Source organism: Clostridium sp. YIM B02551, assembly GCF_022324735.1.
GTDB classification, from domain to species: domain Bacteria; phylum Bacillota; class Clostridia; order Clostridiales; family Clostridiaceae; genus Clostridium_T; species Clostridium_T paridis.
The window spans coordinates 1-16,893 of record NZ_JAKGTF010000001.1; the positions used below are offsets into that span (position 1 = coordinate 1).

The following is a 16,893-nucleotide window of genomic DNA, read 5'->3' on the forward strand; positions in this document are numbered from 1 at the left end:
AATACAGAAATCATCTTCTTAAGTCTGCTATATAGTCTTTTTTTAAACTGTCCTTTACAACGGGTACATTTTAGATGGCTTTAAGTTTATTATTTATTAAGCTCGATATTGAATTTTAAGTCATCTCTAAATTCATAATTACTAAGATCAGATGTATAGATGGTATAGTTTTTATTTTTATCAAATGCTTTATATTCAATAGTAAATACATTAGGATTATTTTCATCCCTATGAAGTGCAGGGAGTTTAGGGGATACAATGTTGCCAGTTTCATCTTTTACATGTACTTCATTAGCTTGAGTAAATGGGGCCTTACCGGTAGCAGTAAATCTTATAGTTGTAATGTTATTCTCTGTTTTCACCTCACTAATAACTATCTTACCCACGTTTCCTTGAACAAGTTCTATTGGGAAAATGCCATCTATAACTTTAGATATTTCTTTTGTCTTATAACCATCAATAGGAGTAGTTACTTCTTTTCCATTATCTATGTGAGTTTCTCCACCTCCAGTAGATAGAATATTACAAGGAACAACGGTTAAGTATTTAGGAATTTCTTTCATACTCTTAAAGTTAAATTCTCCAGTGAAAGTTTTAGAATTTAAGTTTGATTGAGAACCACCACCAGTCCAGCTAAGTTCATTTCCTTTATCATCGTATACTATCCAGCTGCCATAATTCCATTCACTAAAGGTATTACGTCTTTCATAATTTTTAAAAGTTCCGTTTACAAAGATTGATGTATCTATTGGTGAGAATACTACTTTATCTACATTAACATTAGTTCCATCTGGAAAAGAAATTTTGTTTGTAGGATTAAATATTTGGCTGTTTTTTGTTATCTCATCCTTTGATACTCCGAATGCAAAGTTCCAACTTCCCTTATTACCCATGATATCATCTATATTTAAGTCTACATCAAACATCTTAGAATCTTGGGGTAAAGCTGTATGAATATCTTCATTTGCAACATAAGTGTAATCATCAACGTAATAACCCATTATGCTACCAGTGGAACCATTTTGGGAACCGTTAACCTTTAAAAATTTACTAAGACCAAAGGTTTCTAAATCTTTTATTTTTTTATCACTTTTTATTGTGTATGTTATAGCAAATTTAGAATTATCAGCTAGTACTTCATTGATAGTAAAATCTATTCCATTATTTGAAACAGTTTTATTGATCATTTGAGTATATTTAATATATTCTCCGTGATTGTCAAATCTATCATTAATGGACTGAACAATATAATTTATAGCAGGAATTTTTTCTGCAAAGGCAGGAGTTGCTGTTTCAATACCTATTAGTGAGATTATGGCTATAGCTGCAGCTGCAGATACATATTTAAGAGGATTATGAAATTTATTTTCTTTTATTTTCTTTTTAAGACTTTTCTTTATTCTCTCTTTTTGAAGAATTTGAACATCTGTTTCAAAGTCCTCAAATTCCTTTTCATCTATTTTTACTTCATTAAATAACTTAAAAATATCTTTTTCTTGTATTTTAGAATCAATATTATTCATTATATAACTTCTCCTTTCAACGGAATGAGTTTTGTTTTTAACTGTTTACGACCTCTTGAAAGTTTTTTATCAATTATATTTCTATCTACGCCAAATGCTTTTGCTATATCACAAACTTCTTCGTAGAGAAAATATCTGCGAATAAATATTTCCTTGTCCTGAGGATTTAGAATGTTTAAACTCTCTATAATTTCCGCCCTATTCTCTTTAGATATAAGTAAATTTTCTACATTCACTTCGTCAGGTAAAATATATTCATCTAAAGATTCAGAAGTATTTAATTTATATAATTTTCGCTTATAATCAATAGCTTTATATTTTGAGATTGCTGTAATCCAATATTTAAAGTCACCTTTCGCTTCATCAAAGCTCTCAATGTTATTCCAAATAGAGAAGAATATATCATTTACACATTCTTCTACATAGTTGGAATAAAAACTTGAATTAAGTACACTATGTGCAACCTTAAAAACTAGATTACTATAGTTATCAACCATAAAATCTAATGCCTTGGTATTTTTTAATTTAATTTGTTTAATAAAGTTTGTATCATTTATAGTCACATTTTTCCTCCTTTAAGAAGCTTCTCATAAACAAATACGTTAAAAGGAATAATTTTCTGACCTAAAAAAATCACATTTTATAAAAATTATAATATAATAGAGGATTAAATGGTATAATGGACTAAAAAAGGCAGGTATACAAATGATAGATGAAAACATTAAATTAGAAGGACTAAGTGCGAAAGAAGTATGGGAAGCGCTATACAATAAAGAATTAAATTCAAAGAAAAGTATATTGGAATACATAGAACTTACTAAGGTATTAAAAAAAGATAATGTAGATAGTAAACAGATACAAGAAACATACAATTTTATCTATGATAGCATCGATAAAATGGGTGATGCTATAAAAGTAAATACTAATATGTTTTTAAAAAATCAATTAAAAGCGCAATTAGGCAAGTATGTTAAAAATATAGATCCAAAACCAGTTAATTATTTTATTGAATTCTTTAAAGAAGCATATCCACCACATGAGAGAAAAAAAGATTTTACCTGGGCACTCATGGATATAAATAAGATAACTGAGGAGCAGATTTGGACTACATTAACTTATATAAATTCAGGCTGCATTAAAGGAAATAAACTTAGTCACAATCAAATAAAAGATACTATAGAAATGGTAGAAAAGTTAATAGATAAAAATAATATAAAATATGTTAACAGAGTAAAAAGCTTAGAAAAGCTTTTAAATGTATTAGGAATAAAGATAGTAAATGTAAATGATAGATTTAAAGTTAGAAGAGTATTTAGATAAAAAAGAAGCAGATTTCTCTGCTTCTTTTTTGTTTTTAGGAAATTATAAATAGGATATGCTAGATAGCTATTTATGATAAATTCCTAAAATGCCAAAGGAGTGTAAAAAGCTGAAGGAATTCTCTCTATGATATAAATAGAAGAGGCTTTTTACATTTATATACTATGCTAATTTAACTAATTTGGACCTATATCAAATAAGTTTATAAAAATTTATAATATAGGAACCTTATTATCATTCGATCCTAAATACTCATTAACATAAGTTTCTGGAGTACATAAATGTCCTTTTCCAGCAGATATGTGATATATAAGTGATGAATTTTTCATGGCAGCTGTAAGATTATGCTCAATTGAAATAACAGTTATCTTTTTTTCTTCATTTAAGTTTTTAATTATTGAATAAATTTCTTCTTGGCTAGTTACATCAATACCAGTTGAGGGCTCATCTAATATAATCAAATCAGGATTTCCCATCAAGGCTCTTGCAATAAATATTTTTTGACACTGACCTCCGGAAAGATTACCTATAAGTGAGTTTTGATGATTAAGCATATTTACCATTTCTAAGCTGGTTTGGACAATGTCCATGTCTTTTAGTTTTAATAATTTTTTATAAGAATTAAGAAGCTCGTATACTGTTATAGGAAACTCAGAATTGATAAAATCTGATTTTTGAGGTACATATCCTATTCTATTACTTGAAATAGTAATAGAACCCTTACTTGGTGATAGCAGCTTTAAAATTAGTTTTATTAATGTACTTTTTCCTGATCCATTTTCACCTAAGATTGAAATGTATTCTCCATTATTTATAGTTAAGTTAATATCACTTAATATGTATGGAGCTAAATTGTTATAAGAAAAATATAGGTTTCTAATTTCTATCATAGTATTCCTCCTAATTCAACATAATCGTATTGTATTAAAAATAATAAACTCTTATTTATATTATATATTTAAATAACAAACTAAAAAATATTTTAGAAATAAATTACAAAAAGTTGTTGCAAAAACTATCGGCTGCCGATATAATATTAATATAGAATATCGGTAGCCGATATATTGGTAACAGATATATCGGTAAAAGTAGTATTGGAGGAATTAGTAATGCCAGAAAGTTCAGAAAGAGGAGCGTTAACTGAAGCTGTATACTATATACTTCTTTCAGTAAATAGGCCGCTTCATGGTTATGGGATAATGCAATTAGTAAAGGAAATGAGTAACAATAGAGTGAATTTAGGACCAGGAACACTATATGGAGCTATTAATACTATGCTTTCCAAATCGTGGATTAAAATACTAGAAAACAATGTGGATAGTAGAAAAAAAGAATATATTATTACAGACCTTGGTAAGGAAGTTGTGAGAAATGAAATTGAAAGATTAGAAGAGCTTATATTAAATGGTAGAAGGATAATGGAGGGATAATGATGAAGAAAGTTATTAGAAAACTTTTTTGGGATTATGAGCGGGAAGAGAATTGGATAAATGATATGGCTGCTAAAGGATATAACTTTTTAAGCTTTTCATTTCCAGGAAAGTATGTATTTGAAGAAGGGGAACCAGGAGAATATACCTATAGAATTGAGCTGTTAAAATCTACACCTCAAAGTTCTGAAAGTAGGGATTATATAAGCTTTATGGAAGAGAACGAGATTGAGTGTGTAAACACCTATTTTAGATGGGCCTATTTTAGAAGTAAGAATAAAGAACAACTTGTTAATCTATATTCGGATTATGAATCAAAGGTTCAACATTATAGTAAGATATTTAGATTTACTCTAGTGTTATGGGGACTTAATTTCTCATCTTTTCTATATAACCTTATTATAGGATATGTAATGTACATTGATAGAGGATTTATTGTTAATTTAATTTGTAGCTTGATTAACTTTATTATAGCTATTTTAGTAAGTCCTTTAACATTAAAGCAATATAAGAATTTGAAAAATATGAAAAAGCAAAGAGAATTATATGAGTAAACAAGGTATAAAATTATTTGAAAGGAGATAAGTAGGATGGCTGAGTTTGCAAGGGCTGCGTTTCCATGGGTTGCAATGGGGAGTGCTATTGCAGTTGTTTTAACTTACTGGAACGAAAAGGAGAAAAAGAAAGATAAAAAAGAATCTTGATATTGATATGCTCCCTGTCAAGTAGACAGGGGGCAATATTGCAAGATTCTTTTTTTATACTTCTTTTGAATATAATGCATGAGGATTTGGTGCCAATATAATAAAGAGAGACATATCTTCCTTACCTGTATTCGATATACTAAAAACTTCTTTACCAGTACAATGAATTACATCCCCTTGAGTTATATTATTCGTAACCCCATCAACAGTTAGCTCTCCATCACCATTTAGAACATGAACTAGTAAATCACTTTGCTCATGATTGTGAGGAGGAACTCCTTGTCCGGGTCTAAAATTTAAAACAAAGTTTAATATTTTATCTTCTTTGAAAATTACTCTTTTTGTAAAAGAGTCATCACTATATTCTATTTTATTAGCTATTTTCTCTATCTGCATATATAAAGTCTCCTTGTAGTAAATATATTTTTTTACAATACTAATATTCTCATTCCATAAATTATTTATACTGTAACTGAGGTGTTAAGAAGTAGTGGTAAAGCTGCAATTTGTGATGTTTATCACAGTATAAAAAAATATATTTTGATATTATATAGTAATTAGAAGTATTTGTTTTGGGAGGTTTTCACATATGTTTGAGTGGAAAAAAGAGTATGAGGTAGGGATAGAAAGAATAGATGAGGAACATAAAAAACTTTTTGATATAGCTAATAAAGGCTATGATCTTTTAAAAAATGATTTATACTTAGATAAATACGATAGGATTATGGATATAATTCATGAATTAAAAGATTATGCACAATTTCACTTCTCTGCTGAAGAGGAATATTTAAAAAGTATTGGATATAAAAAATTATTTACACATAAGATGGAACATGATTATTTTATTGATAAAATAAGTAGCGTTGACTTAAGTAAAATAGATAGTAATCAGGATAAATACATTACTGAGATACTGGATTTTATGGTACAATGGATAAAAGAACATATTCTAGACAAAGACAAAGAATACGTGAATCAAAAACCACTTTAATAAAGTGGTTTTTTCTATAATCTTAGACGGAGGATACATGGATAATAATATTTCTTGGTATATTGAAAAGCAAGTAGAGAGAACAATAAATAATTTGAATAATCGTAATATGGAAGGATATTTCGTAAAAGATAGATATGAATTAATTAATAAAGTAAAGGAATTCATATCCATTGGTTCTAACGTAGGCGTAGGAGATTCACTGACTCTAAGTGAAACAGGAGTATTAGATTTATTAAGAAATGGGGATTATAATTTCCTTGATAAATATAAAGCAGGACTAACAAAAGCAGATAAAAGGGAAATTTATATTAAGAATTTTGGAGCAGATATTTTTGTTTCTAGCACAAATGCAATTACTGAAAATGGAGAATTATATAATATAGATGGCAATGGAAGCAGGGTTGCTCCAATGCTTTATGGGCCCAATCAAGTAATTATTGTAGTCGGGATTAATAAAATTGTTAAAGATATAGAAGCAGCTGAAAAAAGAGTAAGACAATATTCAGCACCAATAGATGCCAAACGTTTAAATAAAGATACACCATGCACTAAACTTGGATATTGTGTTGACTGTAAAAGTCCAAATAGAATCTGCAATGATTTTGTGATTATAAGGGGTCAGTTTAATAAAGGAAGAATAAAGGTAATAATTGTAGGTGAAAGATTAGGTTATTAATAATAAAATATTATAAGCATATTTAAAACTGCATTTTAATGCAGTTTTTTCTTTTGAATATAAATTCCTCACTTGGTAAAGATAAATTCGTGAATAAGAATTCGTAAAAGAGGGATATCAGAAGGTTAAATTTGAGTTGGATACCGATATAAAGATAATAAATACTGTAGTAATAAAATCTTAGTAGGAGAAAAACCTTCTTCTACTAAGATTTTTATATTTATAATTAATTTAAATACATATAATACTCCTCTTTACTTATAAGACTTCTAAGCTTATTTAATATTTTATTTCTTTTAGTTACAGCTTTTCTGTATGTGATGTTTTTATATCTAGAATAATCCATTAAGCTTTTCTTCTTATAAAATATAAAATTTACTAATTCTAATTCATCATATTCAAGCTTATTTAAAGCATCTTTTAATTTTGCTCTAAAAATGACACTAAATAATTCATCTTCAACAAAACCTAGGTCATGAGAAAGAATGTTTTCAAGGTTATCGTCAAGTATCAAGGTTTCTGGTCCATCTGATTTATCTTTTCTGATTGAACTTCTAATTAAAAAGTTAATGGAATTTCGTATTCCATTTGTAGCATAAGCAACAAATCTATGCTTTTCAGGATTATAGAGTCTTATACAATTAAACAGGACTTTATAACATTCACTTTTAATATCCTCAAATTCAAAGCCATTTATAAAGGTTTTCTTTGAAAGATTTAGTATATAGGGCTTAAATTCCTGGGCTAATTCTTCTTTTGCCTTTTCTTCTCCAAGCTTTGCAAGTAAAACTAAATTTTCAATCTTATCGTAATTCATTTTAATCACCTCTCCATAAGGTTATATATGCAAAGTGAAGTGATTTTTGGGGACGGTTCTAAACTTTTTGAAAAGTTCAGAACCGTCCCTTTGAAAAAGTAAACTAAATTGATAAATGTTTATTTATATATAGACAAATATTTGATTTGGTGTATAATATAATAAAGAAATATTTAGAATTTGGGAGGGGAAATTATGGATACTAAATCAAATGAATTATTTTGGAGTGCAAACATAGAGGAAGTAAAAAAAGGTTATATTGAAACAGAAGATGAATATATATGTATAATTTGCGAAGAGACATTTAAAAAAGGGCGTATATATGAAAAAAATTCAGAGTTCTATGATGCAAAAATGACAACTGAACTTCATATTAAAGAAAGGCATGAATCTATGCTTGAGTACTTAATAGGGATGAATTCATCATTTACAGGTGTATCAGAAGTTCAAAGAGAACTTATTACTTTGATTTCACAAGGATTAACAGATAAAGAAATTGCAACTAAGCTTGGGGTTGCACAATCGACTATAAGAAATCATCGTTTTAAGTTAAGGGAAAAGGAAAAGCAAGCAAAATTATTTTTAGCAATGATGGATTTGCTTTCAAAGACAACAAGTAAAAAGATTAATAAATTGGAAGATGATATTATCTGGGATGCACATAAAACAGCAACAACAATAGATGATAGATATAATATTACTGATAAAGAAGAGAAAGAAACCATTAAAAACTATTTTGATGAAAACGGAGCATTAAAGAATTTCCCAGCTAGAGAGAAAAAGAAAATAATAGTATTAAAAGAAATAACTAAAAACTTTACAAAAGGCAAGAAGTATTCTGAAAAAGAAATAAACAGAATAATAAAAAGAATAAATGAGGATTATGCTACCCTAAGAAGAGCGTTAGTAGAGTACGGATTTATAGAAAGATCAAATGATTGCAGCTCATATTGGGTAAAAGAATAAAAATGGGGGAGCAAAATGATTAAGAGTTATATTAAACTAGACAAAGTAGAAAAAAGTTTAGTATATGATTTTGTAAATAGAAATATTGAAGAGAAAAAGACATTAAATGAAGTTGATGAAATGTTCAATAATAAGGTATATGACTACGGAAATGGGGCTTTATTCTATTTTAGCAATGGAAAAGTATTAGGGAGAATTAATATAGTTTTAGAAGTAGCTGAGCAGTTAGGAACAACATATATACATTTCTTAGATATAGAAGATTCTTCAAATGAAAAAGAAATGATTATAAAAAATTTAATTAAAGAAGCAATTGCTATAGCTAATCTATATAATGCAAAAGAAATTTATTTAGGAGAAAGAAACGAAGATAGGCTTAAATTGTTAGAAAAATTAGGATTTCATAGAGATTATAGAGCTATTAGAATGTATTTAGAAGATAGAGAAAAGAAAGTAGAATGTTTAGATTTGATACCATTAACTCAAGAAAATAAGCATGAATATCAAAGAGTATATAATGATTCCTTTAGTGATATGCCTCATGGTTCCTATGTAGATATTGATGGAGTTCAGGAGTGCCTAAAAAAGGCCAATGAAGAAAATTATTATTTTTTTGTGTCCTATAATAGCATCAATATAGGATTTATGGATTGTACTATAAAAAATGGAGAAGGGTCTTTTGACATAGGATTATGCAAAGCCTATAGAGGCAAAGGATTCGGAAGGATGCTTTTAGAAACAGCTATTGAGTTTTTGAATAAAAAAGAGGTAAATAAGCTAGGGCTTTTGGTAATAGAAAGGAACTCAGTAGCCTATAACATGTACAAGAAAAGAGGCTTTAAAGTAGATTCAATATTTAGTAACTGGATTAAATTAAAGTAAAGTATTATAATCTTAAGGTATATAATATAGGGTTTTTATAGAAAACTTAAAACCCTATATATTTTAAGATTGAAGAGGAGTAACTTATTATGATGAATGTAAATGCTGAAAAATGTATAGGTTGTGGCTTATGCGTTAAAGATTGTTTTGCAAGGGATATTGAGCTTGTAGAGGGTAAAGCAAAAATAAAAAATATAGCATGTTTTAAATGTGGACATTGTATTGCTGTTTGCCCAAAGGAAGCAGTATCAACAGATGAATATAATATGGAAGAGGTTAAGAACTATAATAAAGAAGAGTTTACAATAGAGCCTGAAACACTAATGAACTTTATTAAATTTAGAAGAACTGTAAGACAATTTAAGGATAAAGCAGTAGAAGAAGACAAGCTTTCAAAAATTATTGAAGCTGGAAGATTTACTCAGACAGGAAGCAACACTCAAGGAGTATCTTATATTGTTGTAAGAGAAAAAATACAGGAATTAAAAGAATTAACTTTAGAAAGTTTAAAAAACGTTGGAGAAGCAATGCTTTCAAATTTAACTCCTGAAACTATGGTGTACAAGAGATACGCTGAGATGTGGGTAGATATGTATAAAGAATTTAAAGATAACCCTAATGGGAAAGAAAAATTATTCTTTAATGCACCAGCAGTAATAGTTGTAGTGGCTGATTCACCTGTAAATGGTGCGCTTGCTTCATCAAATATGGAATTAATGACAAATGCTTTAGGCCTTGGAACATTTTTTAGTGGTTTCTTTGTAAGGGCATCACAAGCAAATAGAAAAATAGTAGATTTTCTTGAAGTGCCAGAAGGCAAACAAATAGTAACCTGCATGGTAATAGGCTATCCAGATATCAAGTATTCGAGAACTGTACCTAGGAAAGAAGCAAATATATTGTGGAAATAAAATTAAGGGCTGTTGTAAAATTCAACAGCCCTTTTTGTTATGTTTATTCAATCCATTCAGTTATTTTATCAATTGATTGTCTTGTCTTTTCCCTTGGATTATTTTTTCTATAACCAAAGGCAGCCATAACAGAAACACCAAATTTTGTTTTATCTAGTATTCCTTCTTTTTCAAGTAAATCTTCAACCTTATTAATATCATAACCTTCAATCGGGCAAGAATCTATACCTATCAAAGCGGCTGAAGTTAAAATATTCCCAAGTAAAATATAGGTTTGCTTTGAAGCCCAATCAAAAATGCTTCTATCATTCTCAAGAAGCTTAAAATCATTTTTTTGGAAATTTTCAAAGGTAGCTGTTTTCCCAGCTAGTACTTCATCAGGAAGTTTTTGAACATTTTCCATGAAATCATGTATATATTGAGAGTTATATATCATTTCACTCTCTTTTCTTGCAAGAATTATAACAAAGTGACTTGCGGTAGGGAGTTGCCTTTGAGCACCCCAAGTAATAGATTTAAGTGTATCTCTTAAATCTTTATTTTGAACGATTAAAAGCTTCCATGGTTCAAATCCAAAAGAGCTAGGAGATAACCTTGCAGTTTCAAGGATAAAGTTAAAGTCTTCATCTGATATTTTTTTATTTTCATCAAACTCTTTGCATGCATGCCTAAAGTTATATACTTCTAATATTTTTGATTTTTCAATTGACATATATGTTGTCACCCCTTAAATTTAATATTATAGTTAATGTTTAAATAAATTATAATATTAAAATTAAATATCTTGAAGAATGCACATTTCTTATATATAATATACAAAAAGGTACTTAAGTATACTTTTTATACTGAGGTGATAATTTGAATAGCAATATTGAATATAAGGAAAATAATAATTGTATAGAAATACAATGCCCTGTAGAGACAAGCCTTAATATCATTGGTGGGAAGTGGAAAGGGATAATAATTTACAGGTTACTTAATGGTAAAAGAAGATTTAATGAATTAAGACGAGAAATGCCAAGGATAACTCATAGAATGTTAACTCTTCAGTTAAGAGAGCTTGAACATGATAATATAGTTAAGAGAACTGTTTATGCTGAAGTTCCACCAAAGGTTGAATATGAATTAACTGAATTTGGTATGTCAATAAAACCAATAATAGTTGCACTTTTTGATTGGGGAAAAATAGTTCAACAAAATGAAAGTAAGTAATAATAGATTAAAAAGTCTAAAGAGAAATTAGGAGATATAAAATGGCGAATGATAAGATTGAAAGATTATTATTAGATGAAGCTAATAGATGTATAATGTGTAAAAATCCAAAGTGTAAAGAGAATTGTCCAATAAGTACACCAATTCCTCAAATTATATCACTTTATAGAGAAGGAAAACTAAAGGAAGCAGGAGAAATATTGTTTAATAATAACCCTCTTTCAGTTGTATGTTCCTTAGTTTGTATTCATGAAGATCAATGTAAAGGAAATTGTATAAGAGGAATTAAAGGGGAGCCAATTAGATTTCACGACATAGAAGACGAAATTTCAACTAAGTATCTTGAGGAGATTAAATTTGAAAATATTCCAAAGGATAAAGATAGAATTGCTATAGTTGGTGGTGGTCCAGCAGGAATAACCATAGCCTTTATATTAGCACAAAAAGGCTATAATATCACAATTTTTGATGCTCATGATAAAATTGGAGGAGTATTAAGATATGGTATTCCAGAATATAGATTGCCAAAAAGAATAATTGATTTATATGAGGAAAAGCTTATAGAGCTTGGTGTGAGAATAAGACCAAATACAACAATTGGACCAGTAATAAATGTTGATAGACTACATGAAGATGGCTATAAAGCTGTATTTATCGGAACAGGAGTATGGAATCCTAAAACTTTAAATATTAAAGGAGAAACCTTAGGTAACGTACATTACGCTATTGATTATTTAAAATCTAGTAGTGTGTATAGATTAGGAGACAGAGTTGCAGTAATAGGAGCAGGAAATGTTGCTATGGACGCAGCAAGAAGTGCAAAAAGAAATGGAGCTAAAAATGTAACTATACTTTATAGAAAAGGCTTTGATGATATGCCAGCTACAAATCAAGAGATAAATGAAGCCAAGGAAGATGGAATAGAGTTTAATCTATTTAAAGCTCCAATTGAAATAACAGAGCATGGTGTTAAGTTAGCACCTACTGAAAATGTAATTGATGAAGAAACAGGAAAAGTAAAAACTAAGATTATTGAAGGAAAAGAAGAATTCTTTGAATGTGACTCAACAATTATAGCAGTAAGCCAAAGTCCAAGAACTAATATAGTGTCTACTACAAAACAATTAGATACCAATAGACATGGGCTTCTTATTACAGATGATAGGGGAAATACAACTAAGAAAGGAACTTTTGCTTCAGGGGATGTAGTTACGGGAGCTAAAACTGTAGTGGAAGCTGTTGTACAGGCTAAAATAGTAGCAGAAACAATTGAAGAGTATTGTAAAAATAATTAATACATAAAGTAAAAGGATGTTTCAACTTTAATTTGAAACATCTTTTTTATTTAAATAAAAGTTTTATGAAATAACTAAGTATATTAAATAAAATACCTACTACAGCATATCCGCCTAGGATGCCAGTTATTAGTCTTCTAGTATTTGTTGAGTTTAATAGTCCTAAAAATTGAATTAGCCAATCTAAAAACATTATTGCTAAAAAAACTATGCTAATACTAATAGGAATACTACGAATTTTAATAAGTGTTAATATTGATATAATATATCCTAAAACCATTCCTGTGCATCTAGCACATAAAGGAAATTGATAATTCCCTAGAAAAAAGCTTCTATCAGATCTTTGATGGCAAGTTGGAGCAAAGAATTTCATTAATGCTATCCAAACTTTATCTTTTGTAATCATTTATTAAATCTCTTTCCGCAATTATTACAAATACAGGTAGTGGTTGTTTTAGTTCCTTCAGCAGCACAAAGTCCACATAATAGTCCTATAGGACCTAAGCAAATATATCCTAAACAACCGCTTGGTGCATCATAATTATTAGTTTCTTTTTCAATTACTATTTTTACATTTCTGCTACCACAGAAGGGACAAGAGGTCGAGAGGGGATCATTTGAAAATTCATCACTCATAAAAATCTCCTTTATTTATAAAATCTGTATATAATTAATTATATCATAGGATTTTATTAATATATTTATTATCAAAAGATTTTAGGTATATAATGGTTATAGAAAATGCAAAAGAAAGTAGGTCAATTAATTATGAATGTAAGGGACAAAATAAAACAACTGAGAGAATTAATGATAAAGAACAATGTACAAGCATACATAGTTCCAAGTTATGATGCTCACCAAAGTGAATATGTAGCTGAGTATTTTAAGTGTAGACAGTGGGTATCTGGATTTACTGGTTCTGCAGGTACAATAGTGGTTACATTAGAGGACGCTGGTCTATGGACAGATGGAAGGTATTATATTCAGGCTGAAAATGAATTAAAAGACACAGGTATAAGATTGTTTAGGATGGTAGATCCTGGTGTACCTTCATACACAGAATGGCTCAAGGAGACATTAAAAGAAAATGATATGATAGGCTTGGATGGTAGAGTCTTTTCAATAAATATGGTTAAAGCTATGGAAAAAGAATTAAATGATAAGAAAATATCCCTAAAAATTGATTTAGACTTAATAGATGAATTATGGATAGATAGACCGGAAATCCCAAAGGAAAAGATATTTATCCATGAAGTAAAATATGCAGGTAAATCCAGAAGTGAAAAATTAACAGAAGTAAGAAATGTGATGAAAACTAAGGGTTCAAATTATCACCTATTAAGTTCATTAGATGATATAGCATGGCTTTTAAATATCAGAGGAAATGACGTACCCAATAATCCAGTTGTTCTTTCAAACATTTTAATGTCAAAGGAAGAATGCTATTTATTTATAAATTTACAAAAGCTACCTAATGAAGTTAAGTTAGAACTTGAATCTGAAGGAATAGAGCTACGTGATTACTACGAAATAGAAAGCGCTTTAAAGAAATTAAAATCAGAAGATAGCATAATTTTCGATGGAGATAAAGTAAATGCAAGCTTATATTATTCTATAAACAAGCAAGCTAAGAAAATTGAGGATATCAATATTACTACTAATCTTAAATCTATCAAAAATGAAACGGAAATAGAGAACCTAAGACAATGTGAAATAAATGATGGAGTTGCCATGGTAAGGTTTATAAAATGGCTAAAAGAAAATGTAGGTAAAGAACTAATTACAGAGATGAGTGCAGATAAAAAGTTACAAGAATTTAGAAGTGAGCAAGAATTGTTTGTAGGTCCTAGCTTTGACACTATAGCTGGATACAAGGATCATGCAGCAATGATGCATTATAAAGCAATTGATGAAATGCAATATATCTTGAAAAATAAAGGACTCTTTTTAGTAGATTCTGGTGGACAATATTTTAATGGTACTACTGATACCACTAGAACTATAGTATTGGGTGAACTTACTGAAGAGGAAAAAAGAGATTTTACCCTAGTTTTAAAGGGTCATATTGGACTAAGCTCTGCAAAGTTTCTATATGGAGCTACTGGATCTAACTTAGATATTTTAGCAAGACAACCTATCTGGGAACAGGGGTTAGATTATAAGTGTGGAACAGGACATGGAGTTGGCTTCTTTCTAAATGTTCATGAGGGACCGCATAGAATAAGCCAAGTACCTAATGAAATTAAGTTAGAAAAGGGTATGATAATCACAAATGAACCAGGAATATATAAAGAAGGAAAGCATGGTATTAGAACAGAGAATATGATGGTTGTATGTGAAGACACTAAAACTGAATTTGGCCAATTTATGAAGTTTGAAGCAATTACATACTGTCCTATAGATTTAGATGGGATAGATAAAGATATGCTTACAGAGAATGAAGTTAAATGGATAAATAATTATCATAAGGATGTTTATTTAAAGCTATCTCCTAAATTAACTATAGAAGAAAGAGAATGGTTAAAAGAACAAACTAGAAATATATAATCTATAATATTAAACTATATTCCGATAAATTTACCCATGATTTTTGATTATGATTATTAAAATCATAGAAGTTATTATTAAATCATATATTTATATGAATTAATTAGAATAAAGGTAAATATGAAGATAAATGAAGTGAATAATAATTTTCAAAATCAGGGAAATAAAAATATCTATGTAATTAATGCTGGTGGAACACCAAGCATACAAGAAGGAATTTATGCCAAAATGCCTCCACCTATGATTGAAGGGCGATTATATCTAGCAACTGATCAAGGAATTATTTATAGAGATACAGGAAAGCAATGGGTATTTTTGCAGCTTGGTCCTCAAGGTCCTAGAGGATTTCCAGGGCCTACAGGGTCTCCTGGTATATCATATATAACAGGAATAGGTGCACCAACCTGTGACATTGGACAGATAGGAGATATTTATATTAATACATGTACCGGACAAATGTACTTAAAGCTAGATGCTAGTAATAGGCCTAGTTGTACATGGATAGAATATGTTAATAATCCCGTGTATGACACACTTACACCTGCATATTATCAAACTGTAAGGTATGATCAATTTGAGTTTGCACCCTATGGTCCTGCAGCTTTTTATAAAATGTGGTATGATTATGATTCAAATGGAGGCATTGCAATGGCTACTTCTCCAGATGGGATAAATTGGACTACTTATCCTCAAAATTTAACTGGTCTTTCAGTCAAGGCACGCCATTCAAGAGTTTTATTTAGTCGAGATGGTTTTGGAAATAATACGCCTTATAGGATTTGGTATTGGGATACACTAGATCCATATATTATTGGCAATGAACCACAGATGATTCGAACAGCAGTGTCTGTGGATGGAATTAATTGGACACAAGATCAAACAATTACTCAAGATCAATCAGATAAACTCATACCATTTTCTATTTATACAGGTAGTTATGGTCCAGCTGATGTACTATACTATCCTGAAAATAGTTCCTTAGTTCTAGATAAAACTAATCCTTTTAATAACCGCTATGTTATGTACTATGATGTAACAAATGGTTCAATTGAAGAAATTGCATTAGCTGTTTCTACTGATGGGTTATATTGGGCTAGGATTGGTAATCAGCCAGTACTTCCACGTGGATGCCACGGGCAATGGGATGAAAATTATGCATGCGAAGGGGCAGTTGTAATACGTACGGAACCTAACTGCTTTAAGATGTGGTATAGTGGAGGAGTAGATTCTTCACATGAAGGAATTGGTTGTGCAAGTTCAAATGATGGAATACATTGGACTAAATATGCCGATAATCCAATTTTCAGCATATTTAATAACGTTGCTTGGAGAACTGCAAGAACTTATAATCCATGGGTTATATATGACCCACTACAATTTAGTGGTCATGGAGATGCTGAAAGTTATAAATTTTGGTTAACTGGAGGTAATATATTAGCTCATCCAGACATTGGGTATGCTGCTATGAATAGCTGTTATTGGCTACCATTAAAATAGTGATAGATACTGTGTTTTTAAAAAGACTTTTTTGAATTTTTGAATAAGAGGCTTAATGAGCCTCTTTATTTTATATAAGCTTTTGTATATATGTTATAAATCTACATAACCTAATTTAA

Annotated in this window: 20 protein-coding genes; 12 read left to right on the top strand and 8 right to left on the bottom strand. The window is 29.4% G+C overall.

Translation table 11 applies throughout. The features are described 5' to 3' along the window. Window positions 1-89: 89 nt before the first annotated feature. Together L1S47_RS00005 and L1S47_RS00010 are read right to left on the bottom strand one after the other, a co-directional pair. Window positions 90-1,523 carry a DUF4179 domain-containing protein gene (locus tag L1S47_RS00005; protein WP_238881239.1) on the bottom strand — a complete coding sequence of 478 codons (1,434 nt, stop codon included), beginning with the start codon at window positions 1,521-1,523 and terminating at the stop codon, window positions 90-92. Beyond that, window positions 1,523-2,086: a sigma-70 family RNA polymerase sigma factor gene (locus tag L1S47_RS00010; RefSeq protein ID WP_238881240.1), complete on the bottom strand. Its 564-nt coding sequence runs from the start codon at window positions 2,084-2,086 to the stop codon at window positions 1,523-1,525. The genes L1S47_RS00005 and L1S47_RS00010 overlap by 1 nt, the downstream gene beginning before the upstream one ends. A 145-nt stretch (window positions 2,087-2,231) precedes the next feature. On the opposite strand from L1S47_RS00010, the gene L1S47_RS00015 reads away from it, so the two are divergent. Next, the gene (locus tag L1S47_RS00015) at window positions 2,232-2,843 is read left to right on the top strand and encodes a hypothetical protein (protein ID WP_238881952.1); all 612 of its coding nucleotides are present in this window, start codon (window positions 2,232-2,234) and stop codon (window positions 2,841-2,843) included. 212 nt (window positions 2,844-3,055) lie between these two features. Here the strand turns inward: L1S47_RS00015 and L1S47_RS00020 are convergent, their stop codons facing one another. Beyond that, window positions 3,056-3,733 (bottom strand): metal ABC transporter ATP-binding protein, encoded by a 678-nt coding sequence (locus L1S47_RS00020; RefSeq protein WP_238881241.1) that lies wholly within the window; start codon window positions 3,731-3,733, stop codon window positions 3,056-3,058. A 219-nt stretch (window positions 3,734-3,952) separates the two neighbouring features. Here L1S47_RS00020 and L1S47_RS00025 point away from each other — a divergent pair, with 219 nt between their 5' ends. Together L1S47_RS00025 and L1S47_RS00030 are read left to right on the top strand one after the other, a co-directional pair. Then, window positions 3,953-4,273, top strand: a complete 321-nt coding sequence (locus tag L1S47_RS00025; protein WP_238881242.1) for a PadR family transcriptional regulator — start codon at window positions 3,953-3,955, stop codon at window positions 4,271-4,273. A gap of 2 nt (window positions 4,274-4,275) precedes the next feature. After that, window positions 4,276-4,827 (top strand): DUF2812 domain-containing protein, encoded by a 552-nt coding sequence (locus L1S47_RS00030; protein ID WP_238881243.1) that lies wholly within the window; start codon window positions 4,276-4,278, stop codon window positions 4,825-4,827. A gap of 204 nt (window positions 4,828-5,031) precedes the next feature. Here the strand turns inward: L1S47_RS00030 and L1S47_RS00035 are convergent, their stop codons facing one another. Continuing rightward, window positions 5,032-5,373, bottom strand: a complete 342-nt coding sequence (locus L1S47_RS00035) for a cupin domain-containing protein (protein ID WP_238881244.1) — start codon at window positions 5,371-5,373, stop codon at window positions 5,032-5,034. A 193-nt stretch (window positions 5,374-5,566) separates the two neighbouring features. Between L1S47_RS00035 and L1S47_RS00040 the strand changes: the two genes are divergently transcribed. Together L1S47_RS00040 and L1S47_RS00045 are read left to right on the top strand one after the other, a co-directional pair. Next, window positions 5,567-5,968 (top strand): bacteriohemerythrin, encoded by a 402-nt coding sequence (locus L1S47_RS00040; RefSeq protein WP_238881245.1) that lies wholly within the window; start codon window positions 5,567-5,569, stop codon window positions 5,966-5,968. 37 nt (window positions 5,969-6,005) lie between these two features. Continuing rightward, on the top strand, window positions 6,006-6,647 hold the full coding sequence (locus L1S47_RS00045) for a lactate utilization protein (protein WP_238881246.1): 642 nt from the start codon (window positions 6,006-6,008) through the stop codon (window positions 6,645-6,647). A gap of 226 nt (window positions 6,648-6,873) precedes the next feature. On the opposite strand, the gene L1S47_RS00050 is transcribed toward L1S47_RS00045, so the two are convergent. Continuing rightward, entirely contained in the window at window positions 6,874-7,464 is a 591-nt protein-coding gene (locus L1S47_RS00050) for a sigma-70 family RNA polymerase sigma factor (RefSeq protein WP_238881247.1), read from the bottom strand. A 195-nt stretch (window positions 7,465-7,659) separates the two neighbouring features. Between L1S47_RS00050 and L1S47_RS00055 the strand changes: the two genes are divergently transcribed. From L1S47_RS00055 to L1S47_RS00065, 3 genes are all read left to right on the top strand, one after another. Beyond that, complete coding sequence (locus tag L1S47_RS00055) at window positions 7,660-8,430, top strand: DUF2087 domain-containing protein (protein ID WP_238881248.1); 771 nt, start codon at window positions 7,660-7,662, stop codon at window positions 8,428-8,430. A gap of 15 nt (window positions 8,431-8,445) precedes the next feature. Then, complete coding sequence (locus L1S47_RS00060) at window positions 8,446-9,312, top strand: N-acetyltransferase (protein WP_238881249.1); 867 nt, start codon at window positions 8,446-8,448, stop codon at window positions 9,310-9,312. A gap of 89 nt (window positions 9,313-9,401) precedes the next feature. Then, window positions 9,402-10,223 (top strand): nitroreductase family protein, encoded by an 822-nt coding sequence (locus L1S47_RS00065; RefSeq protein ID WP_238881250.1) that lies wholly within the window; start codon window positions 9,402-9,404, stop codon window positions 10,221-10,223. 43 nt (window positions 10,224-10,266) lie between these two features. Here L1S47_RS00065 and L1S47_RS00070 read toward each other — a convergent pair whose 3' ends face one another. Further along, on the bottom strand, window positions 10,267-10,935 hold the full coding sequence (locus L1S47_RS00070) for an NAD(P)H-dependent oxidoreductase (RefSeq protein WP_238881251.1): 669 nt from the start codon (window positions 10,933-10,935) through the stop codon (window positions 10,267-10,269). Between the two features lie 146 nt (window positions 10,936-11,081). Between L1S47_RS00070 and L1S47_RS00075 the strand changes: the two genes are divergently transcribed. After that, window positions 11,082-11,435, top strand: a complete 354-nt coding sequence (locus tag L1S47_RS00075; protein ID WP_275297749.1) for a helix-turn-helix domain-containing protein — start codon at window positions 11,082-11,084, stop codon at window positions 11,433-11,435. 41 nt (window positions 11,436-11,476) lie between these two features. Next, complete coding sequence (locus L1S47_RS00080) at window positions 11,477-12,730, top strand: NAD(P)-dependent oxidoreductase (RefSeq protein WP_238881252.1); 1,254 nt, start codon at window positions 11,477-11,479, stop codon at window positions 12,728-12,730. A 46-nt stretch (window positions 12,731-12,776) separates the two neighbouring features. Here L1S47_RS00080 and L1S47_RS00085 read toward each other — a convergent pair whose 3' ends face one another. After that, the gene (locus L1S47_RS00085; protein WP_238881253.1) at window positions 12,777-13,136 is read right to left on the bottom strand and encodes a DUF2085 domain-containing protein; all 360 of its coding nucleotides are present in this window, start codon (window positions 13,134-13,136) and stop codon (window positions 12,777-12,779) included. Beyond that, the gene (locus L1S47_RS00090; protein WP_238881254.1) at window positions 13,133-13,366 is read right to left on the bottom strand and encodes a hypothetical protein; all 234 of its coding nucleotides are present in this window, start codon (window positions 13,364-13,366) and stop codon (window positions 13,133-13,135) included. Before L1S47_RS00090 ends, L1S47_RS00085 begins: the two co-directional genes overlap by 4 nt. Window positions 13,367-13,498: 132 nt before the next feature. Here L1S47_RS00090 and L1S47_RS00095 point away from each other — a divergent pair, with 132 nt between their 5' ends. Then, window positions 13,499-15,277 (top strand): aminopeptidase P family protein, encoded by a 1,779-nt coding sequence (locus tag L1S47_RS00095; RefSeq protein WP_238881955.1) that lies wholly within the window; start codon window positions 13,499-13,501, stop codon window positions 15,275-15,277. 120 nt (window positions 15,278-15,397) lie between these two features. Further along, the gene (locus L1S47_RS00100; RefSeq protein WP_238881255.1) at window positions 15,398-16,774 is read left to right on the top strand and encodes a hypothetical protein; all 1,377 of its coding nucleotides are present in this window, start codon (window positions 15,398-15,400) and stop codon (window positions 16,772-16,774) included. The last annotated feature ends 119 nt before the right edge of the window (window positions 16,775-16,893 follow it).